The sequence below is a fragment of the Siphonobacter curvatus genome, from assembly GCF_002943425.1.
GTDB lineage: Bacteria > Bacteroidota > Bacteroidia > Cytophagales > Spirosomataceae > Siphonobacter > Siphonobacter curvatus.
The window spans coordinates 99,164-122,050 of the sequence record NZ_PTRA01000009.1 but is presented as its reverse complement, the minus strand read 5'-3'; the positions used below and the strand labels follow the sequence as shown (position 1 = coordinate 122,050).

The 22,887-nt window shown below is 48.5% G+C and carries 11 protein-coding genes; 3 read left to right on the top strand and 8 right to left on the bottom strand.

All coding sequences use genetic code 11. The features are described from left to right. Positions 1-140: 140 nt before the first annotated feature. Complete coding sequence (locus tag C5O19_RS24785) at positions 141-1,253, top strand: Fic family protein (protein ID WP_104716056.1); 1,113 nt, start codon at positions 141-143, stop codon at positions 1,251-1,253. A gap of 574 nt (positions 1,254-1,827) precedes the next feature. Here C5O19_RS24785 and C5O19_RS24780 read toward each other — a convergent pair. The 6 genes from C5O19_RS24780 to C5O19_RS24755 all read right to left on the bottom strand — a co-directional run bounded on the left by C5O19_RS24780 (position 1,828) and on the right by C5O19_RS24755 (position 15,410). Then, complete coding sequence (locus tag C5O19_RS24780) at positions 1,828-5,574, bottom strand: polysaccharide lyase family 8 super-sandwich domain-containing protein (protein ID WP_104716055.1); 3,747 nt, start codon at positions 5,572-5,574, stop codon at positions 1,828-1,830. 218 nt (positions 5,575-5,792) lie between these two features. Then, complete coding sequence (locus C5O19_RS24775) at positions 5,793-7,331, bottom strand: beta-N-acetylhexosaminidase (protein ID WP_104716054.1); 1,539 nt, start codon at positions 7,329-7,331, stop codon at positions 5,793-5,795. Between the two features lie 24 nt (positions 7,332-7,355). After that, entirely contained in the window at positions 7,356-9,368 is a 2,013-nt protein-coding gene (locus C5O19_RS24770; protein ID WP_104716053.1) for a glycoside hydrolase family 2 protein, read from the bottom strand. An 8-nt stretch (positions 9,369-9,376) separates the two neighbouring features. Then, positions 9,377-10,198 (bottom strand): glycoside hydrolase family 16 protein, encoded by an 822-nt coding sequence (locus C5O19_RS24765; RefSeq protein WP_165796121.1) that lies wholly within the window; start codon positions 10,196-10,198, stop codon positions 9,377-9,379. A 130-nt stretch (positions 10,199-10,328) separates the two neighbouring features. Beyond that, positions 10,329-12,074: a RagB/SusD family nutrient uptake outer membrane protein gene (locus C5O19_RS24760; protein WP_104716051.1), complete on the bottom strand. Its 1,746-nt coding sequence runs from the start codon at positions 12,072-12,074 to the stop codon at positions 10,329-10,331. A gap of 12 nt (positions 12,075-12,086) precedes the next feature. Next, positions 12,087-15,410 (bottom strand): SusC/RagA family TonB-linked outer membrane protein, encoded by a 3,324-nt coding sequence (locus C5O19_RS24755; RefSeq protein WP_104716050.1) that lies wholly within the window; start codon positions 15,408-15,410, stop codon positions 12,087-12,089. A gap of 309 nt (positions 15,411-15,719) precedes the next feature. On the opposite strand from C5O19_RS24755, the gene C5O19_RS24750 reads away from it, so the two are divergent. Both C5O19_RS24750 and C5O19_RS24745 read left to right on the top strand, forming a co-directional pair. Beyond that, complete coding sequence (locus tag C5O19_RS24750) at positions 15,720-19,754, top strand: hybrid sensor histidine kinase/response regulator transcription factor (RefSeq protein ID WP_104716049.1); 4,035 nt, start codon at positions 15,720-15,722, stop codon at positions 19,752-19,754. Between the two features lie 147 nt (positions 19,755-19,901). Then, on the top strand, positions 19,902-20,597 hold the full coding sequence (locus C5O19_RS24745; protein ID WP_104716048.1) for an aspartate/glutamate racemase family protein: 696 nt from the start codon (positions 19,902-19,904) through the stop codon (positions 20,595-20,597). Between the two features lie 54 nt (positions 20,598-20,651). Here C5O19_RS24745 and C5O19_RS24740 read toward each other — a convergent pair whose 3' ends face one another. Both C5O19_RS24740 and C5O19_RS24735 read right to left on the bottom strand, forming a co-directional pair. After that, a complete protein-coding gene (locus C5O19_RS24740) occupies positions 20,652-21,245 on the bottom strand; it encodes a TetR/AcrR family transcriptional regulator (RefSeq protein WP_104716047.1) in 594 nt (197 codons plus the stop codon). 59 nt (positions 21,246-21,304) lie between these two features. Beyond that, the gene (locus C5O19_RS24735; RefSeq protein WP_104716046.1) at positions 21,305-22,441 is read right to left on the bottom strand and encodes an FAD-dependent oxidoreductase; all 1,137 of its coding nucleotides are present in this window, start codon (positions 22,439-22,441) and stop codon (positions 21,305-21,307) included. Between the last annotated feature and the right edge of the window lie 446 nt (positions 22,442-22,887).

Genomic DNA, 22,887 nt, shown 5'->3' with positions numbered 1-22,887 from the left:
TAAATGACGTTCACTTAGATCTGAGTTTGGCGCTATATGTTCATTTTATATGTAAAAAATGAACATATAGCGCCAATTAGTTCAGAAACTAAGCTACATTTGTCATCTGTTCAAAAAAACAGAAAAAATGAACAAAAAAGATGGCTTACGATCGCAACCAACCCTATAATGATCTCCCGCTTTTACCGCCTGATGCCAGTAGTGAAAATGACGTAGACATTTTAAAAAAACTGGTAGTTGCCTCCCGGGCATTGGCATCGGTCAATAGCAGTATTCAGCGGTTACCCAATCCTTTGATGCTGATCAACACCATTGCTCTTCAGGAGGCCAAGGCTTCAACGGCTATTGAAAATATCTTTACCACGGAAGATGAACTTTACCGGGCCGTTTCGGATACCCTCCAGGAAGAAAAAGCCAATGCGTCTACCAAGGAAGTACTCCGCTACCGGGAGGCTTTATGGACGGGTTATCATCTAATCCAGCAAACCCGGCGAATCGATCTGGAAGGCGTAATCGGTATCTTCAGACAAATTAAACGCTCTTCAGCGGGGCTACGCTCTCCGGCATCACTCACGATCATTAAACGCGGACAAAGTGAATTTAGAGCGGGAGAAGTCATTTACACACCGCCACGGGGCAATGGCATCGTTGAGAAACTCATGGATAATCTACTGGCGTATCTCAACGATGAAAAGACCTATCCCACCGATCCGTTGCTGAAAATGTGTATCGCTCATTACCAGTTTGAGGCCATTCACCCATTTACGGACGGAAATGGTCGGACCGGACGAATTCTTAATTTACTGTATCTGGTGAATGCAGGATTACTGGACCAGCCCGTGCTATATTTATCCAAGTACATCATCGTCCATAAAGATGATTACTACTATAATCTGGGCGTAGTCACCCAGCGGGGAAGCTGGAAACCGTGGATTTTATTTCTACTGGATGCCATCGAGAAAACGGCCCAGCTGACGAGTCAGTTGATCGATCAGATTCTGGCCCAGATGGAGTCTACCCTGGCTCACGGGAAAAGTCTGATGAAATGGTACAATAAAGAAGTAAACGAGCTAATTTTCAGCCAACCGTACATTAAACCCGCTCTGATTGGGGAGCAGCTAGGCATTACTTCCCGAACGACGCTGACCAAGTATTTTAAAGAGCTGGTAGCCGCCCGAATCCTAAATCCGTCGAAGGATGGCAAGGAACTGTTTTACGTAAATGAAGACTTAATCCGTATTTTGGAAAATTAAAACGGGTGTATACTTCACCAGGAAGGCACGAAACTACTTCGTTTCTCAAAGGAATGTAAGCCCGAAAAGACGACCCTCTCCTACCCCAACCCCACTGAAGACGATAAACCGTATGTCGTAAACGAAGAAAGAAGTGACCCCGGAAAACATTGCCAACAAACTCTGGAGCCTTTCTCACGTCTTACGCAACGACGGAGTAACCTACCTCCAGTACCTGAACGAGCTGAACTATATCCTTTTTTTGCGTTTAGGAAATGTAAAAAGCACTACAAAATAGTACATATCTATGTTGATGTTATTTTCATAATAACTAACTATAGAGTACATTATATCAATTTTTGCAAGCGCTTGTCTGTCCCTATAGTGCAAATAGATAGTGGATAACTATACATCCTAGTGAAATAGCTTCTATTCTATTATGAATGCTGAACACGCATAAACGCATAGTTCTACTTTTCAACTGTCTTTACTAAAAGCATTTTAGTAGCAACGTGTTAAAGCCTCAATCGATCAAGCCTGACTACTGCCAGGCTTGATCGATTGAAGGAGTAATCGCATCAGTGCTTCCGTTCGTTTAATAACGTACCAAACGAAACGTCTGGATTTGATCGCGATACCTTACTTTCAGAAGATAGACCCCCTTCATCAGATTCGATAAGTCGAAGTCAACGATTGCCTTTTGCTCGCTCTGCCGTCCCAGATGCTGACCCGTAGGTGAATACAAATCGATCGTTACGGTTTCGGTAGGCTCCTGATTCAGGTTCAATCGAACCCATCCATTGGTAGGATTAGGGCCCAGGGTAAGGACTGGGGCGGGGCTAGTCACGGCAATGATTCGCGATAGGGTCTGCTTTCCGTCCTCATGCGTTTGCCGAAGCCGGTAATAAAAGGTCCCTGCTTTTGCGGCATCTACGAATTGATAGTACGTTCGCTTTTGAATAGTACCCTGTCCGCTTAGCTGGTAAACGCTCTCGAAATTCTGAGCATCTCTGCTTCTTTCCAGTTGGAAATAACGATTGTTTTTCTCCTGAGCGGTCGACCAATTCAACTCAATAGATTCCTCGGCTATACGTTTGCCCTCAAAATGAGTCAATACCACGGGTAATGATTGGGCAGCGGCTTTCGCAATCAACTGGGGCCGAAGGGCGGCATTACTTTGCTCGCGAGAAGCAAACTGGGCATCCGTTGTACTACCCGCGTAAGTAGAAATGATTTTGATACTACCCAGCAATGGGTTAGCGCCCCCACTAAGTCTTTGTTTATTATGAACCCATTCCGTTACATCCAGCGTCACGAAGTTTCCCGCCGATGTGCCCAAAATCTCGCCCAGTTTCAAGGAAGGCGAAGGCTTGGTATTCCAAGTGATTCCGCTTTCAGTCCAGGTTTGGTTGGCCACCTCGTAGCATTCCCAGGTAGTCTGGGCAATACTGACGCCAGCGTAGGGAACGTAGAGTTGTAAGAGCACCTGACCAGGAGTTGAAGGCAAACTTGCCAGATCAAATTTCAGAAACACTTCTCGCTTGATATGATCACTCGCATCATTTTTAAGGGTTAGTATCGTTTGCGAGCCGTAATTAGTAGCCGCACTAGCCCCTCCCTGCACGTAGGCATCCGCTACCGAAGTAACCCGGGCTAACTCCTGGTCATACGCTTCTACGCGGGGATACAACGTAAGCTGCGGTCGCTGACTGGCATTGGCACTTTCGCGGGCGGTAAACTGGGCATCGGTGGTACTTCCGTAGGCGGAAGAAGAAACACGTAAGGTCAGGATTTGGTCCTTGGCCAGCCGGGCCCGAACCGCGTTGGTAATTTTCAACGTTACATACGTTCCCGCCACGGCCCCTTTTACTTCACCAATCTTACCGCCGGGCAGAGGCCGGTTTGACCACGTCAGCCCCGTTTCTGTCCAGGAATTGTCCGCTACGTCGTAAAATTCCCAGGTGGTGTTGGGTACCGTGGCATTGGCATTATTGACTCGCAGCTTTAGAACCGCACTGTCTAACGGAGCATTAAAACCGCTTAAATCAAATTTCAGGTAGACTTCCCTTTTATACCCTTCGGCATCGTTTTTAATAGCCAGCGTGGACGCAGTGCCGTAATTGGACTGCTGATAGGTCGCTCCGTCCCGTACGTAGGTATCAGCAATAGTGGTCAGGGTTACGGGGCTATCGGCGACGGGTTCCGTATAGTTGGGCGATGAACTGTTGATTAGGCCTTCCACACTACTCCCAGCGGTACCATTGGCTTGCGGAAGCGTAAATTTCACTTCTTTCATGACGGGTAAAGCCGCCGATGAAAGTCCCACTTTTAAGGTCATCGCGGTCTGATTGGGATCAGCGGCCACAATCGCTACCTCAGCAGTACTTACGTTCTTGAGCAGTAGCGTACAGGGTTTATCCACCTTCAGGGTAATACCCTGCGCACTAAAGCTTTCGGCTTCGTAAAAAATGACCTGCCATAGATCAAGGGTCCGATTGTCAACGATTTGTACGGCTGGCGTATTAGCGATAATCGAAAGGTGACTTCCTGAATAGGCGGCCATCTCGGTAGCGTTTTTACCCGGTAAAACGACGTAGGCGTAGCTAGTATTCGCGGGAGAGGTGCCGTGAGGAATCCATAATTTAAATACGTCTTTACTAATGACATCGGAAGCGTAACCCGCGTTAATGCTGCTCCAGCTACCCGTCTGAGCGGCCTGACGCAATCGGAGTGGTGAGGCACTCGGAAAGTAGTACCCAACCTGATCGTGATGAATCCATTGGACGGTTCCACCAGCATAGGTATAATCTCCCGATGGAACAACAGCGGCATTATTGCCATCAGAAACCGTGACGGGGCCCGTTAACAGACACTGATTCAGCGTGGTATTAATGGCCTGAGTAGCCGACGATGAAATGCCCGCTCCCAAACAAACCACTTCGTCGTCAAAGAAAAACCAGCCCTTCCGAGCCGTGGTACTGTAATCGTTCATTCGGTAGCAACTCACCCCGTAAGTTCCATCGGATACGCCGCCCACAAAAGAGGTCATGCCGGGATTTACGCCCCAGCTCGTTCGAACCGGATAGGTGGTGATTTCAGGAACTGTGATTCCCGGCAACTTATTCCAATCCCACACCGGATAGATATTATAGTACTCATCTCCTTCCACACCAATGAAATTGACGCCCTCGGTTAAGTAATACCCTTTGAGGTTTTCATTATTCCCACTTTCGGATTTAGCCGTTCGGGAAGAGACGCTACGCAGTCCAAAAAGATAACCTGGCCGCTGGTGAAGCGTGTAATCGGTTCGCCAATAGTGCTGATGCTGAGCATTTACCAGGTAGGAAGGAGCCGCCTGCCCACGCATACGACTCAGGGCAGCATCGTATTCCGAAGCATACGTCGATAGATCTATCCCTTTGACTCTTTCAATCAAATTCGCATCCGCCATTCCCGTGTTGGGACGGGTAATGCTTCGGCCATAGACGTTAAAGTCATTGTACCGTCCCCGGGCTACCTGCATAAAGCCTTTTCGTACATACGACGAAAAAACGGCGATCTGCTGGGCGGTAAAATTGTAGGAAGTCCCGGTTACATAGGTGCCGATGTTGCAAACCCCTGAGACAAACTCCCGCCCGTATCCGTAGATGTATAACTGCGGACCGTGAGCCGTGTACGAATAATCAGCCTGGATGCCTTCGCCCGAAGTTACCACCAGGGTCTTGCCCGTTTCGATAACGGCCTGCGATAAAGGAGTGGCATTTTGCGTCAGACTGTAATGCTGAGCAATATCGGTCAAGTTGGAACCTGTATTGCCCGGTGAAGTCGTAATGTTCACCCCTTTGGTCATCCAGGTAATCATTTGGCTTTCCAAACTGGCATCAAGACCCGGCTGTGGACCGTATCGCATATAAATTAAGGCGTTGCCAATGTCTTTGGGTAAGGTAATGGCGTAATAAAACCAGTTGGAACTTACCGGAGCCGGATCCAGGCTCAACCAGTAATGCATGGTATGAATGACAGCCTGACGGACCTGGGTATTTCCGTAATAACTGCTGCTGGTATTAGAATACGCCTTAGCCAAGGTATTCATTCGCGTGAAGTGCGTACCGGGAGCCCAACCCGAAGGAGTACTGGCATTAGAATAGTCAATGTCTGACCAGGAACCATCCGCATGGATTGACGACAGTAAGCTAGCGGTAGAAGCCTCCAGCGTGGTTACATTGGTTCCCGCCTGAAGTCCCGCAAAGATGCGGTCCATAATGATTTTAAAATCGCCAGTGGCCTGGCCCCAGCCGGAGAAACCCAGCAGCAAAAAACTGAGTACATACAGGTATTTCATAGATTGTTTTAGTTTAGAAAGCAATTGTTTATCACTCAACCAAAACTACAGAGCAGGCCTTTTTTGAAGGGAGGAGAATCCGAAGTAAAAGGGGAGAAAATCATAAAAAAGCTGCATTCGACTCTTGTAGAGCGGAATGCAGGCTGGTGAACAGACTAATTTAACCAAAATCTTTTTAAGATCACTCCGGCGAATCAGGGTTCCTGACATGGGTAATCTTAATGCACTAATTCGGGGCTTGCCTGAGGGTTAATCGGATCGAAGTAATGAATATCCTGTTTTCTCAATTGGCTCAGATGTCCACTCAGCCGCCGCTGAAAGGCTTTAAAGTCTTTGCGGGGACTCCAACAGGCTTCCGCAAGAGCCAGCAGGCGGGGGAAAACCATAAAATCCAGCCGTTCCGCAGTAGCCATGGTTTCTGTCCATACGTTGGCCTGTAAACCCAGCACCTGACCTGGATGATCCTTTACCCCCGGATAATGCTCGGCGTTGAATTCATAGACAGCCTTTAGCGGGTTAAAAGCTCCTGCCCACCGCCGCCCCACCCGGTGCGTACTGTCCTGAACAAAGTCGAAATAAAAGGGAAGTCGGGGGCAAAGCACCACGCGGTACTTTTTTCGTAAAGCTGCCTCTAACTGCTCGGGATGATCGTGCCGCCACCAATAGACCAACGTATGATCGACGGGTAGTCCGGCCTCGATGACTTCATCCCAGCCCAGCACTTGCACCTGACAACTGCGAAGCGTATCGGCCATCCGGCGAAGAAAATAATGCTCTACTTCTAAAGCAGTTGATAATTTTTCCTGTTTCATGAGCCGGATAATAGCCGCATCTTTCATCCATTTCTCATTCCCAAAGCTTACTTCATCGCCCCCGATGTGAATCAGGCGTGCAGGAAACAGCGAACTCACCTCTTTCAGGATGGTAGACAGATACGTATACGTCTCTTCTTTGCCAGGATTAAAAGTAAACTCCGGGTGTGCCGGGGAGCCTCCCCCACTGTAAGCCGGGTAAGCTCTGTTAGCCGCCGTCGCATGACCCGGCATGTCTACTTCGGGAATGACGGTAATGTAACGATCCGCGGCATAGCTTACGATCTCTTTGATCTGCTGCTGGGTGTAATACTGAGCTGGTTTTAGTGAGTCGGTTGCCGTACCTACACCTCCCACCAACGCCAGTCGGGGATAGGCTTTAATTTCCATTCGCCAGCCGGGTTCATCGGTTAAATGCCAGTGAAAACGGTTTAGCTTGTAATAAGCCATCTCATCGAGTAAGGCCTTGACTTTAGACACCCCAAAAAAGTGCCGGGATTCTTCCAGCATAAAGCCTCGATACCCGTATAAAGGCGAGTCCTTCAGATTCCAGCAGGGGACCTTCCGGCTTTCCGCCGCTAATTGCAGGAAGGACACTACCCCATAAAAAGCTCCCGCTGGACTCGACGCCGTCAGGACCACAGAACCTTCGTTCATTACTAATGCATAGGAACCTTCTTTGGCTGGCAGACCCGCTTTAATAACCAGGGTCGGGCCTTTTGTGGCGGAATTTTGAGATCGTTTGAGTCCCCATCGCCTTTGCATTTCTTTTTCCAGGTAACGAGCGGCGGGCTGGAATGCAGAATCTTCTACAACTAGCCTGGTGTGCTCACTAAGCGTAAAGGTTCCTTTTGCTCGTTGGTAAGAAGCGGGTAAAGGAATAATGGGGGGCTGACTATACCCCCAAAGCGAAAGCAGTAAAAGAATAGAGGTTAAAATTTTCATAAGCTACGGCATTAGGGGTTAACCTTAGCGTAAAGGAACGGGCGATACCACGTGCCACACCCCGGTATCTTCCAGAGATCCTGACTTCACTAAAATCGTATTTTTTCCGGGCTTCAGTTGAACACCTGGCCAACGCATGCGGTGCAGGTCATCCGCTTTTTGTCGGCCCTGCGATACTCCATTGACCCATAACTCCGCTTCCTTTAGGGTGGTAAATACTTTAACCATTGTTACCGACTGCTGACGTAGCACGTTCCGACGTTCGGCCAGATAGAGCATCGGAGTCGTATTCCAGTTCGCTTTGTAAAAGTAGAAGGCATCCTTTCGAACGTTCCGATCATAGGTAATTAATCCTTTATCGTTGAGGGCATCCTGATCGCCCTCAGTGCGGATAGAGGAACCAAAGTCTGCCAATACCCAGACGTATTTTCCCCAGATGAAAGGTCTTTTGCAAAGTTCTTCCCAGTTTTTTTCGTGATAGGCCGTCTGCCACTCTTCGGGGTGAAACCGTCCGGTAGGTTCTACGGGCTGAAGGTTTTCCTGATGGTGCCGAATACTCGCTCCGGCTCCGTACTCGCTGACGGCAATCGGTTTAGCCGGATAAGCCCGGTGGGTCTGATCCGCCCAGCTTCCTATTTGTTCGAAAGAACCGCCATACCACCCGTAGTATTTATTCCAGGCAATCACATCCGATACTTCGTTAAAAGTATCCCGATCCAAGAAGCTGGCACAAGTGGTTATTCGGGTAGAATCTTCCGTTTTAACCCACTGGTTGAGCTCTTTTAGAAACGGAACCGGATCATCGTAATCCAGCTTGAGTTCATTAAACAAGCCCCAGAAACAAATGGATGGGTGATTGTAATGCTGACGAATGAGCTCCTGCATGACTTGCCGGGCGTGGTCTTCCAAAGCTTTGCTTTTGATATAGCCCATGCCGGTATAGCCCCCCGGCCCCACCAGGGGAATTTCCGACCAGAGAATCAGTCCCTTCTCATCACTAAGCTCATACCAGGATTTTCCGTGCGGATAATGCGTCAGTCGCACGGACGTAGCTCCACTTTCCATCACCAGCTCCATGTCCTTTAAGTAATCTACCGGCTCATAGGCTGAGCCTTTCCCCGCGACGTCCTCATGATAGCCGAATCCGTGTAAGTCCAACTTTTTCCCATTCAGAAAAAAACCTTCGTTCGCATCGACCCGGATTGAGCGAATTCCCAGTGGTTCCGTTTGACTTTCTATGGCCTGACCGTTAACAAGTAACTCCGTCTTCACCCGGTAGAGATACGGGTCCTGGCGGGCATTCCAGAGGTGCGGTTTTTCAAGGGTAAATTTCTGATCAGTTCCCGCGGGATCTTTTCGCTGGGCCACTGTTTGGCCCTGGGCATCCAAGATCGACGTGCGAACCTCGGTTTTCCGCGACGGGTCGGTTAAGGAAAGTTTGGTCTTTACGAAAACATCAGCCGTTTTCTCACTCACGTTTTGCTGGGTCACATAAACGCCCGAAGAAGCGAAGTCCAGCGGAGAAATGCAGTTTTTTTCTTTAACAAGTAACCATACGGGCCGATGAATACCTCCGTATACGTTGAAATCCCCCGTTAAGGGCAGCACATCCAGCCGATATTCATTGCTCACCTGAACGGTGATAAGCGGATTTTTTCCCGCTTTTATAAAGGAAGTAATTTCAAAACAGAAAGCCGTATAGCCACCTTTATGGTTACCTACCCACTGCTGATCGATGAACACATCTGCCACCGAGTTTACCCCCTCAAAATAGAGAAACAGTCTTTTATCTTTCCAGGCCGAATCCAGTGGAAGAGTTTTCGTATAAATAGCCGCCGTACGGGTATAATCCATTTTTCCGGCGGCTACCTCCCCCGCATTCCAGGTATGCGGTACATTAATGACGGGGTTATTCAATTTTTGGCGTACATCATAGGCAAAGTGAAAATTCCAGCCCTGCTGTAAACGTAGTTTGTTTTGCCCCCAAAGACTCAGGCAGCAGCCCAAGCCCCAAAGCGTAAGAAATAGCTTTCGCATACATTGTTTTATTGGTAGACGCGTACATAATCCACCACGTAGGTTAAGGGTAGAATCTCGTCGCTCAGCGGACCGGCCATGGTTCCCTGCCGGCCCAACGCCAGATTTAACATCAGGTAAAAGTCTTTCTGAAAAGGATTTTCAGGGCCTTTCTGAGCTTTCGCCAGATCAAAGACAAAGTATTTCAAATCGTCATAATAAAACTCGATGCGGTCTTCGTACCACTCTGCCGCGTAAATATGAAAGTCTTCGTAAGGGGCTCCCACGGAGGGTTTCTTTCCTTCGTAGCGATACTGATCGGTCGAATCCGCGTAATGCACCGTTCCGTACACCTGGGTAGAATCTTTTCCGGCATATTCCATCACGTCAATTTCTCCGCAAAACGGCCACTTGACGGTAGGGTTATTGGCCCCCTTCATCCAGAACGCGGGCCAGGAGCCTTTGCCTTTGGGAACTTTAGCCCGAATTTCAAACCGTCCATACTTCCAGGTTTGTTTGCCCAGCGTCATAATGCTGGCCGATGTATAGCCTGCCACGCTTTGACCAGCCCATTGGGCATGAGCCGAGCCAATTTTTTGAAGCGGATACGACTCCTTACGGGCCTCAATGCGTAAGGTTCCGTTTTCGACCCGGATGTTTTCGAGGCGTTCTTTGGTGTAATATTGAGGTTCCTTGTTGCGAACGAAGCCTTCTTCGTAATTCCACTTCTTGGGATCGGGTAAGCCCCGGTAGTTAAATTCATCGGACCATACCAGCGTTTGATAGGGCGATTTGTTCTGAGCAAAAGTCAAGGCGGGAAGAAAAACCCATAGCAGGAATAAATAACGCATATATATATACGAACTTTTAGAAAGATCATTCATCCATTATTCAGTGGATGAATGATCACTGGTAAGAAATAAGAGGTTAAGTGGAATAAGCAGCAGCCCGGGAAAAGGACTCCATTTTCCCGGGCGAACGTTAATTGACCCAACCCGGATTCTGCGTCAGTGCCGGATTCATTTCAATTTCCGTCTGTGGAATGGGCCAGTTGTATAAATAATCGCCCTTCCAGGCGTAGGTCTGTACATTGGCTCCCCATACCTGTTTCACCCCCGCTCCTGAGTAGAACACGGTTTCTTTCCAGGTCTTCCACCGCATTTCATCGAAGAAGCTAATGCCCTCATTGACAAACTCCCGGCGACGTTCATTGCGAATTCGCTCTCGTAAATCCGACTGGGAACTAACCGTCGTGGCAGCGGAGGCATTGAGCAGCCCTACGCCTGCCCGTCCTCTCACCTGATTGACCAGTTCAATAGCTCCCGTAGTATTGCCCTGTTCATTTAAGGCTTCGGCCCACATCAGCAACACGTCCGCGTAGCGAATCAGGGGGAAGTCAATGGGGCCATACGAACGGTTGAGCGTTTCGGTGGTTCCTTCGTAGACAAACTTGCGGTGTAAGTAATAAAAATAGGGCTGGGTATCCGTACGTAAATCGCCATTGGTTGCCGCCTCGGCCCGGTAAGGCCAGCGGGACGTCACCGTGGCATTGGCATTGTTGAACACGCCCAGATAGGTAGCATAAGGGGTAATCACATTGGCCGCAAGCCTTGGATCCCGGTTAGCGTAGGCTTTTAAAATCCGCTCTTCATTTCCCGTTGGCAGGTACTGGCTCATGTCCGCTCCCCGGTTGCGAGCCGCCGTCATTTCGTTGGTCGTCAAATTATTACGCAGGAAAAATACTTCCCGCTGGGCAGGCGTCATCCCGCTATAACCCGGCAGAACGGCATCCCAGTTGAAGGGTGATCCATCGGCATTTTCGTAAAGATCAACCACCGTAGGCGAGACCAGAAAGGTATTCCAGCAGGAACCAAACGAAGAGCGGGTACCGCAAAAGAACTGCGTTGTTGAACCCGAGCCGCTCACGGCAATGTGCTGAAGAGAGAAAATCATCTCATCGCTCTGTTCGTTGGCCAGTTTGAAGAGTGTTTTATAATCCGAAAACAAGGCATAACCCGCTTCTTTTACCTTGCTAAAATCAGCGGCAGCTTCCGCCCATTTTTGCAGGTATAGATACGCTTTTCCCCGTAGGGCATACGCGGCCCCTTTCGTGATGTGACCATACAAGCCATTGCCTTTGGCGTACTTAGCGGGTAAGTTAGGTTCATTAATGGCATCGGTTAAATCGGCAATCACCGCGTTCCAGATTTCGGTTTCCGTCGAACGAGCCCTTTGGGCATTTTCGGGCGTGATAGGTTCTAAAAAAAGCGGTACGCCTTTGTATAACTGGTTGAGCCGGAGGTAGAAATACGCCCGTAAGAATTTGCATTCTGCTACCAGACGGGCCTTTTTTTCCGCCGTTGAGGGAGATTTGGCCGGAATGTTGACAATGGCATCATTGGCCCGGTTTACACCCTCGAAGAGCTGCCGGTAGTTATCACTAAAAAGAGCACTGGAGGTGGTAATCGTCCCCATCAGCAGAGCATCCGCGTCCCGGCCCTGTCCGCCGGGAGAAAAGCGGTCTAACTGATACAGTTCGTTTCCGGAAGCGGCACTCGTATTGATGTTCAAACGCAGGGCATTATACACACCCGTAACGCCCAGATCGGTTAAATTGTCCGTCGTCCACATGGTAGCCGAGCTCACCGAGTCATAAGGAGACGTATCCAATAGATTTTCCCGGCACCCCGTCAGCAAAAGGGTGGCAAAAATCAATAGCTTTTTCATAAGGTCTTTGATTTAAAAGGTCAGGTTCAGGCCTAGCGTAAATTGACGCATGGTGGGGTAATCCACGCTTGCTCCCACTTCGGGGTCCATGCCCGGATAACGGGTGATCAGGAGCAGGTTCTCGCCCGACACATAGATTCTGGCTCGCTCTAAGGCTACTTTTTTAGTGAGGCTTTGCGGCAGGCTGTACCCGAACTGAACGTTACGTAGCTTGATATACCCGGCATTATACAGCCAGAAATTACTGGCGACCGCCGCGTTCTGGGCATCCGTTGTATTTTTTAGACGCGGGGCTTTACCCTGAATGTTATTGGCCGGATCGGAAGGATCGGCATCGTTATAGTAATAGTGATCGTCGGCTACGGATAAAGGGATGGCAAAGCCATTTTGAAGCGTAGAGTTATTATAGCCCTGCACATTCCAGTAGTACTGGAAGCCCGTACTTCCCGACCAGATCATTGAAAAATCAAGGCCTTTCCAGGAAAGATCTCCCCTCAAGCCAAAGTTGTACTTGGGTGTCGTGTTGGTGCCCGTAAACTGCCGATCGTAGGTATTGCCGTAGATGCCATCCCCGTTGGTATCCGCATAAATCAGATCGCCGTAATAAATTCTGGATTTTCCAACGCCCCCCGCGGGCTGAAAGACATACCCCGCCGCCGTCATATCCTGCAACCACTGTAAATCTCCAGGTGTCCGAATCATGCCATCCTTCGGGCCCGCCTGAATATCTACGCTTCCATCGGCACTTTTTACGTAGTTCCCATTCCCCTGATAAACCGTACGAACGTAATATTCATTGATCTGACGGCCTTCCAGAATGCGGGTGTCGCCTCCGGAAGATACATCTCCCAGGTTCGAGGTATAGGTCCGAACGCCATTGACATCCTGATAACCTTCCACGAGTTTGCCCTTGTACTGGTCCACACGGTTATAGTTATACGCAAAGTTCCCTGTCAGACCAAACTGGAAATCTCCGGATTTACCCCGGTAGCCCAGCGATAGTTCTACGCCTTTGTTAAGCACTGCAGCGGTATTCTGCGTCGGGGCCGTGGCCGTTCCCAGAATGAGCTGAATGGGCGGGGTGGTTAGAATGCCATCCGTGTATTTGCGGTAGAGATCAATATCGAAGTTGACGGCTCCTTTCAGGAAAGAACCTTCCAGGCCGATATCCGTCACGGCGGTACTCTCCCATTTCAGTAAGGGGTTCGCAATCTTGCCTTTCCAAAGTCCGGTTACGGCTAATCCGTTGAACGAATAGGCGTTCGTGCTGTAGAGCGACTGATAATCATAGTTACCCAGGCTTTGATCGGTATTCATAACATTATTCCCCAGCATCCCCCAGGAACCCCTGATTTTCAGGTTCTGTACATGATTATTGATACCATTCATGAACGGTTCTTCGGATAACCGCCAGCCCGCTGAAAAAGACGGGAAAACACCCCAGCGGTTGCCGGGAGCAAACTTGGACGAACCATCATAACGAACGTTGGCTTCGAGCAGATACCGATCTTTGAAGTTGTAGTTCAGGCGACCGAAGAAGGATTTCAGAGCAAAATCATATTCACCTCCCGTCGTGGTAGTGGGCAAGTTTGCTGATCCTGGCGTGGTGATGTTATAATCAATCAGGCCCATTTTACTGGCGGCCAGATTGTAGTAGTTAAAGTAATACTGGTTAAAGCCCGCAATCGCCCCCAGCGAGTGATCCCCCAGCTGCTTGTTGTACCGTAACACCAAATCCAGCGTGGTCGCGTAATCCTTGTTAAAGGCGTAATTGGTGGAAAGCTGATCGGGAGCACTGGCGGCCTGCTTGAGGGTATTCGTAGCAAAATCCCAGCGATCAATCGGATTGGTATGCGTATTGGTTTCGCGCAGGCGGGTCTGATAGTTAAAGCGGGATTCAAACGACAAGTCCTTCAGCAACTGTAGTGTGGCGTACAGTGTGGTATTAAACCGACTTTGTTTGTCGGCTCCCCCCGTTCCATACAGATACGACAGGATATTATTAGCCGTAGCTGACTCTTCCGGGGCCTGGGCAAAGCCGTAGCGGCCGTCGTAGAAGGGAACCACACCCGGCGTCGTTTGTCTTAAAAAGTTAAAGGCCGTGCTGGTATTCCCTAATCCATACGATTGGATGGAAGCGTAGGTCTGAGTCCCCAGGGTAAGAAATTTTGTGATTTTACTGTCCAGATTGGCTCGTAAAATGTATCGTTCCGTACCCGTATTGGCCATGGTTCCGGGGTTACCCAGATAATTGGCCGAAAGCAGGTAACTCGACTTTTCACTGCCTCCGCTGATGGACAAGTTGTGGTTTTGTAAGACGTTATTTTCAAAAATGGTTTTGGTCCAGTCTGTATTGGGATAAGCCAGAGCATTCGCTACGCCATTCGCCGTTACGCCGTTGGGATCCTGAGCCGCCGCCTGCCAGGCATCAATGGTGGTTTGAGCAAACAGATTGTTTTGCCCCAGGTTACGGTAGGCTTCATTGATCAGATTCATGTGCCGGGGATAATCGGTAACGAACTTGATCGTATTCATGGGCTGGGTAATCGACAGCATACCCGTGTAGGTAACGCTCACTTTGTTTTTGTTCCCCTTCTTGGTCGTAATCAAAATCACCCCGTTTGCTGCCAAAGATCCATAGATCGAAGCCGAAGCCGCGTCTTTCAAAATCGACATACTTTCCACGTCGTTGGGGTTAACGGCATCCATCGAACTGATGATTCCGTCCACGATGACCAAGGGGTTGTTATTGTTGAGCGTTCCATTCCCACGAATTCGAATGGTGGCTCCATCTGACCCCGGTCTGCCTGATCCCTGCTGCACGCTTACGCCGGCGGCTAAGCCCGCCAGCGAGGAAGAAAGGTTCGTAACGGGACGGTTTTCAATACTGGCCGCCGAAATGGTAGCTACCGAACCCGTCATGTTTACTTTTTTCTGCGTGCCATAACCCACCACGACTACTTCGTTCAGGGATTGATCCGCTCCCATTAATGTCACGTTCAGCTCCGTCTGACTGCTTAAGGTTATTTCCTGCGTTTTATAGCCCACGGAACTAAAGACCAGAGTTCCTCCGGCTTGGTTCAACTGTAGTTCGTAGGTACCATCGTTAGCGGATACGGTTCCTTTGGATGTACCCTTGAGGACGATACTAACACCGGGAATCGCTTCGGCTTTTTCATCAGTAATTTTCCCCCGTAGTCTTAAGGCCTGAGAAAAGCCCGGCAGAACGACCCATAGGACGCCTACCCAGGTAAGCGTCCATTGAAGCCAGGCCCGGGAAAAAGGAATATTCTGGAGCGACCATGGCCCTGCTTTACGTTTCCTTGAATGAATCATTGAAGTAGTGTTAGGTAATAGAAGAGGCTTGATGATTTGACCAGACAAAGCTCAGGCAAGGGCATCAGCAAGGGTGGGGAAAATCCTTAAAGAATGGGGGGGAAATCTTAAATCGGCAGAAAAAGAGGTTTTTTGCCCAAGAATAAGACTTGGCCAATATGTACTCACATAAAATAATCTATGGAACCCCGCTGAATCCTCCTTTTAAAATTTGCCCGATTCTGGTATATTCGATCTACTATGGGGTACCTTATGAAAGAACCGTCTTTGTAAGGTATAAGTAGTCGCATTTAATCGCCTGAGGTACGCATGAACCCCTCTTTATTTCGAATAATTCTGGGCTTACTGGGCCTGTTATGGGGGAGCTTCTGCCAGGGCCAGAACATTGCTTTTAATCATCTGGGTTCGGAGAATGGACTATCCCAGAACTCGGTCCTGGCGATTACTCAAGATAGCCGTGGCTTTATCTGGATGGGCACCCGGTACGGACTCAATCGCTATGACACCCGGAATTTTAGCGTATTTAAAAACGATCCTGCTGACTCCACTACCCTTTCCGATAATTACATTCTTTCCCTGTTGTCCGATTCCCGGGGTAAGCTATGGGTAGGTACCACGCAGGGGCTTAACTACTACGATTCCCGAAACAATGTCTTTCATCGCCTGAATAGCCCCCTTGAAAAACAGCAGGGCCTTGCGACCCTGGCTATTCATTGTCTCTTTGAAGATTCAAAGGGAAGCATTTGGGTTGGCACTTCGGCCGGCGTCCGTGTATTAACCAATCCCCGCAAACCCAGTTCTCGGGCTTTGCTGAAGGCGGTTGCTTCCCTGCCTCCCCTGGAAGTACGAAGCCTGGTTGAAGACCCGGAAGGCTACGTCTGGATGGGCACGTCTAAAGGTCTGATTCGGCTTCACCCACAAAACGGGACTTTCCACTGGTTTACCAAAAAAGACGGCTTAACGGACGACTTCATTACGAGTCTGGCCAAGGATAAAGAACAAAACCTGTGGATTGGCACCAAGTATGGCGGCGTAAATCTGTACCGACAGCGACACTTCTCCGCCTTGCTGCCCGCAAAGATTGATCCGAATATTCGTAAGATCATGCCGGATAAAAGGGGGAAACTCTGGATTGCCTCTCTGGAAGGCTTATATAGGTATGATCCAGACCTTCAGCAGCTCCAAACGTACCGACATGATCCGGAAAATCGCAAAAGCCTGAGTCAGAATTCCATCTATTCGCTTTTTGAAGACACGAACGGGTCGATTTGGGTCGGCACGTATTACCGCGGCGTTGATATTATTTATTCGTCCCTGACGCCGTTTACAATCCATCAAAATCATCCTTCGGCCAGTAGCCTAAGCAACGATGTCGTGAGCTACATTACTGCCGACAACCGGGCTCAGCTCTGGATCGGCACCGAAGGCGGAGGGCTTAATACATTCAATACTACGAAAGGGTCTTTTCAGGCGTTTAAACATCAACCTTCTGATCCATACAGTATTAGCTCCAATTTAATCAAGAGTATTCACTGGGACAAAAGAGGCATCCTGTGGGTGTGTACGCACTTGGGTGGTCTCAACGCGTATCATCCGCAAAGTCAACGATTCGAGCATTTCAGGCACGATCCCAGTAATCCCCATTCCCTGGCCTCTGATAACGTCATTGACGTAGCCGAAGATGCCAAAGGCAACATTTGGGTGGGTACCGATCGCAACGGCATTAGCGTATTCGATCCCCACACCGGTCTCTTTCGAACGATCCATACGCATTCTACTCCGCTCAAAATCAGTGGAGAGGGCATCCGTAGCTTCTTTCTGGATTCTAAAAAAAACCTGTGGATTGCTACTGGTGCGGGACTCAATCGCCTTGACTCCACGGGAAAAAAGATGACCTGGTTTACTTCAGGAAATACCCTGAATTTAAAATCCCACGACATTAATTGCGTATCGGAAGACGCTCAGGGTCAGATTTGGATAGGTACGTACTATGGGGGCCTTTGTCGGTTGAATCCGGATGAAAAATCCGTCACAACCTTTACCGAGAAAGACGGGCTGCCCAACGATAACGTACTGGGTATCCTTGAAGATCACCAGCACTACCTATGGTTAAGTACGGAAAACGGCCTGTGCCGCTTCAACCCATCGCAACAAACGTTTAAGACCTACACGACCAGTGACGGATTGCCCAGCAATGAATTCAGTCCCCGGGCTTACTACCAAAGCCCGGAGGGTTTACTGTATTTTGGCACCAATAGTGGCCTGGTAAGTTTTGACCCCAGCCGCATCGTTCTGAATCAGTTTTTACCACCGCTGACATTCACTTCCCTTAAATTATTTAACCAGCCCGTTCAGGTTGGAGATGCCCAGGGACTTTTGACCCAGGACATTAGCTCCACGCAAAGCCTTACGTTTACGCACGATCAAAATGTTTTTTCACTGGATTTCGCCCTGCTCAATTACATCAAACCGGGCAAAAATCAATATGCGTATCAGTTGCAGGGATTCGAAAAAAACTGGAACTACGTCAGGATTCCCTCGGCCACCTACACCAACCTCGCCCCGGGGGAGTACACCCTGCAGATAAAGGCGGCCAACAACGATGGCATCTGGACCCCCGAGCCTCTTTCGCTTCGCATTCGGGTACTTCCCCCCTGGTGGGCTACCGGGTGGGCTTATCTGCTGTACGCCTGCAGTTTTAGCGGATTACTTTTCATGCTCATTCGTTTTTTCTGGCTGCGGGCTTCGCTCCGGCGAAACCAGGAACTTCACCAGTTAAAACTGAATTTTTTTACCAACATCTCCCACGAGATTCGTACGCATTTGACGTTGATCCTCGGACCCGTTGATACCCTCATCGATGCTCTGCGAGAAGACCCCGTCGCTTCCCGGCAACTTCAACACGTAAAAAATCACTCGAACCGTCTGCTTAAATTAGTCAGTGAGCTAATGGATTTTCGTAGAATCGAGTCAAAAAAGCTGGATCTGAAGGTTACCCATTTGGATATCGTAGCTTTTGTTGGCGAGATTTTTGACTCTTTTGAAGATGCGGCCCAATCCCATGCCATTCAAACTTCTTTTAAGGCTCAGGTGCCTGCTTTTGAATTGTACGTTGACCCGCAGCAGATGGAGAAAGTGCTGTTCAATTTGCTGACTAACGCCTTCAAATTCACGCCCCCACAGGGACGCATTGACATTTCTATCCTCGAGCAATCCAACCAGCTACTCATTCAGATTTCGAATACAGGTCAGGGCATTGCTCCCGAAAATATTAAGAAACTCTTCACTAATTACTTTCAAGTCCAGGAACTTACCCACCAGACTACTGGCTATGGGATTGGCCTGGCGCTGTCCAAAAGCATCGTTGAACTCCATCAGGGAACTTTAACCGTCGAAAGTGTCCTTCCCAGTGCTACCCGAACGGGCTTAACGACTTTCACCATTGCTCTACCCAAACACGCGGATCATTCCGCATCAAAACAACTCGTGGAAGTAGACTCCTGGCAGACGCATAAGGTACCTTTCCCTACCCCTTTTATCGCACCTGCGGCTTTGTCCGGTGATTTAAGTAAACCGGTCTTACTTCTGATAGAAGATAACGCTGAAGTACTGACGTTTATCCAGGAAACCCTACTCCCCTCCTATCGAATCCTAACGGCCAGAAACGGGTGGGAAGGATGGCAACTAGCCAGTACTCAGATTCCCGATGTGATTGTGAGTGATGTGACCATGCCAGAAATGGATGGGCTGATGCTTGCAGAGAAGTTAAAGCAGGACGATCGTACGAGCCATATTCCACTTATGCTCCTGACCGCACGGGCCAGTCAGGTTCATCAAGTCAGTGGCCTGGCTCTGGGCGTAGACGATTATGTGACCAAGCCCTTTAGCGTTGAAATTCTTCAGCTCAAGATCCGTAACCTGCTTGCCTCCCGGGAACTCCTGCGGCAAAAATACAGCCGTATGATGACCCTTGAGCCGCAGCAAATTCCTATTAACACGCAGGATGAAGTTTTCCTCCACAGGCTGATTGGCATTATTGAAGACCATCTGGATCATCCCGATTTTGGCGTAAACATGCTGGCCTCAGCAGTAGCCATGAGTACACCCGTCCTTTACAGAAAATTAAAAGCCTTAACGGACTTATCGGTTAATGATTTCATAAAAACGATTCGGCTCAAGAAAGCAGCTCAGCTTCTGACCAGTCAGTCCCTAACCATTTATGAGGTAGCCTACGCCGTAGGTTTTGATGACCGCAAGTACTTTAGCAAAGAGTTCAAAAAGTATTTTGGTCAAACCCCGAGTGAGTATGCCTCCGCTCATCAATCTTCAGCAATGAAAAAATGAGTGGGCCAAGCTTATTAATCAATCAGGTCTAATTAATCCGAATAACTTAACATCAGGATTGATTATAGGATAACACATCTTTGTGAAGATACAGACAACAATTTGTAGGTTGCTCTTCGCTTTAAACGAACTTAACCTGATCCCATTTTGAAAACACTAGGATTGATTGGCGGCATGAGTTGGGAATCCTCGGCCTTGTATTACCAAATCATCAACCGAACGGTGAAAGAACACTTGGGCAACCTTCACTCTTGCTCCTGTTTGCTGTATTCCGTTGATTTTGCCCCAATCGAGCGATTGCAGCATCAGGGCGATTGGCAATCGCTGAGCGAACTCATGATGGAAGCCGCTCAACGATTAGAGAAAGGGGGAGCTGATTTACTAATCCTGTGTACCAACACCATGCACAAAGTAGCCGACCAACTTCAAGCGGCTACGCCAGTCCCTTTCTTGCACATTGCTGACCCGACCGCCGAAGCAATACTCGCCGCGGGTCTGAGCCGAGTGGCATTATTGGGAACCCGGTTCACAATGACGGAATCCTTCTACAAAGGGCGACTCCAAGACAAATACAAGTTGCAAGTGCTCATTCCGGACCCCTTAGACATCGATACCATCCATCGGATCATTTACGAAGAACTCGTTCAAGGGATCGTTCAAGAAAAATCGAGACAGGCCTATGTAGCGATCATTGATAAGCTTTATCAGCAAGGGGCTCAATGCGTTATTTTAGGCTGCACAGAAATCACGTTGCTTATCAAGCAATCCGATGTAGTAATACCAGTGTTTGATACCACCCAGTTGCATGCTCAACAAGCAGTGAAACAGCTCTTGGGCTTGTAAAAACAGGGTCTGTACAATATTTGGGAGGTCAGCCCAAATCCGGTAGGGTATTTTTCACCTTGCTATACTCTCGATGAACCGATGAATAAACTTGATATACAAATCTTTGGCTACCTCCTCAGACAGACGTTGACTCATTCCTCTGGTGAAACCCAATAACGTATTGATACAGCCCTGTCTCAAACAAATCCAGTTAAGTATCAGATTATCTAGTTCATGGTCAGCTTGTCCGGTCAGGTTCCTGAAGACAGTTTTGAGCTCTATCATAGGCTGACTGACTGTCTGCGGAGAGGGTGGCTTGAGGGTAAACATGAGTTGGTAAAGTGTTGGATTAGCTACCGCAAAATCCCAGTTCGCTAGCGATAAGCTAAGTAATTGCTCAGATGGATCGGTTGTTTTGCTACCTGCCGCATCAAACAGCTCGTATAATTGGGTAAAACCCCGGTCCGAAAGGGCTTGGAGCAAAGCTTCTTTGCTGTCAAAGTGGCTGTAGACTATAGTGGTGGTATAGGCTACCGATTCTGCAATCCGCCGGATGGTGACCGCTTCCCAGCTTTGCTCGTTGGCAATGCGAAGGGCGGCATCTAGAAGTTGGTGGCGTAGCGTTTCCTGGGCGATTTTTTTTCGCTTTATGTGAGCGGGTTCCATTGAGTAAGATAGTATGACGGGTCATAAGAATAGGACTAATTCAGTAATAGCAGAAAGCCCTACTTTTTCTCCCCAAAATGTCCGTTGTGTTCTTCTTCATGGAAATCGAGTTCTGCTTGCTGGGTATCAGCTTGGGCTTTAGAGGCATAGGCGAACATTTTTCGGGTATAGTCTTCAATGGCAGCGGTTACGCTGTTAAAGTGGCCCTTAGTCAAGTTGTTTGCTAGGTTTAAGGCATCCAGTAAGCCAATATTGACTCCGACTCCGGCAAAGGGTGGCATCACGTGAGCGGCATCTCCTACCAGTGTAATGTGATCAAATGTTTCCCAGGGAGATCCGATGGGTAATTGGTACATGAGCAGCATTTGAAATTCAGTAGTGGCCCTAAATAACTGATGATAGACTGGAGCCCAGCCGGTAAACTCCCGACTCAGGAAATCGGCCATTGCAGTCCGATCGCTGAGCGATACTCCGCTCGCATTGAACCAGTCTTCGGGCCGTCTAAACGAGAGGTAATAGTTGAGAGAGCCATCCGCCCGGTATTGTAGAAACACTACTTTGCCGTCTTCAGTAGCTGCCATATTGGCTCCCTGGGTCAGGGACATAATAGCGGGGCAGTCCATAGATGGATGTGGAATGTCGCCCTGGATAATAGTGCTACCCGTATAAACACGCGGCGTATTCGTTACCAGTGGCCTAATCTTGGAGCGGCCTCCCTCTGCTCCGATCAGTATATCCGCCGTGGCCGTTAATCCATCTTGAAAAGCAAGCAGGTAGCTCCCATCTATTTTTTCTGCTCGCATCACTTGTTTATTCCAGCTCACGGTGCCCGGTAGTAGTACATCCAGAATAATCTTACGAAAGTCTTTACGGTCAATTTCGGGACGCAAACGTTGCGTTTCGTTAGTAGGAACCTGTTCAAAAAGTAGATTACCGAGCTTATCAAACTGTCGCTCCATGACTGGACGGGCTTTTTCAAAGTAAGCCTCTAAGAGACCTGCTTCCTGAAGGGCAATTTGACCAGTATCGTGGTGAATATCTAGCGTTCCGCCACTAATGCGAGCCGGTGGATCAGGGTCCCGCTCGAAAACGTGGACATTTCCCCCATTCATTTGTAAGAGCCTAGCGGTCAGTAATCCTACCGGTCCTCCCCCAACAATAGCAATAGTCTTACCGTCGATTAGTGTATGTTTCATTTTTATAACATTGTATCGCAGAATAACATTGTTATATTTTGAAAAACAAATGCAATGAAAAATACGAAGCGGTTACAACCGACTAATTACGAATCAGATTGATGTTTGTGGGCTATCTAGCGAAACGGATGTTCTTGAAAGTCAATAAAGATTAATTGCTCCATGCGTTGACTAATCACTCAGCTAAGTGTATACGGTGTTGATAACTCTCATCTCGCCGACCTAAAAAACAATCGTTACCAGTACCAATTGGTCAAACCTAATGCATAGTATAAGGATTATAATCGAGAAAAAGGTAACATTTGGAAGATTACAAAAAAACGATCGTTTCCTTGTAATCTTCCTAGTGCCCATTAGAACCTTAGATAGTTTCTTAGATGAACTATAAAAATCATTCTGACGCCGAAGTTCGAGAAAGGATTTAAAAAGCTTCTCGGTAAAGTCCC

Excerpts from the sequence above, each read along its gene's own strand:
- C5O19_RS24750 (WP_104716049.1), top strand. The coding sequence starts at position 15,720 with ATGAACCCCTCTTTATTTCGAATAATTCTGGGCTTACTGGGCCTGTTA.
- C5O19_RS24775 (WP_104716054.1), bottom strand. The coding sequence starts at position 7,331 with ATGAAAATTTTAACCTCTATTCTTTTACTGCTTTCGCTTTGGGGGTAT.
- C5O19_RS24770 (WP_104716053.1), bottom strand. The coding sequence starts at position 9,368 with ATGCGAAAGCTATTTCTTACGCTTTGGGGCTTGGGCTGCTGCCTGAGT.
- C5O19_RS24765 (WP_165796121.1), bottom strand. The coding sequence starts at position 10,198 with ATGCGTTATTTATTCCTGCTATGGGTTTTTCTTCCCGCCTTGACTTTT.
- C5O19_RS24780 (WP_104716055.1), bottom strand. The coding sequence starts at position 5,574 with ATGAAATACCTGTATGTACTCAGTTTTTTGCTGCTGGGTTTCTCCGGC.
- C5O19_RS24755 (WP_104716050.1), bottom strand. The coding sequence starts at position 15,410 with ATGATTCATTCAAGGAAACGTAAAGCAGGGCCATGGTCGCTCCAGAAT.
- C5O19_RS24740 (WP_104716047.1), bottom strand. The coding sequence starts at position 21,245 with ATGGAACCCGCTCACATAAAGCGAAAAAAAATCGCCCAGGAAACGCTA.
- C5O19_RS24760 (WP_104716051.1), bottom strand. The coding sequence starts at position 12,074 with ATGAAAAAGCTATTGATTTTTGCCACCCTTTTGCTGACGGGGTGCCGG.
- C5O19_RS24785 (WP_104716056.1), top strand. The coding sequence starts at position 141 with ATGGCTTACGATCGCAACCAACCCTATAATGATCTCCCGCTTTTACCG.
- C5O19_RS24735 (WP_104716046.1), bottom strand. The coding sequence starts at position 22,441 with ATGAAACATACACTAATCGACGGTAAGACTATTGCTATTGTTGGGGGA.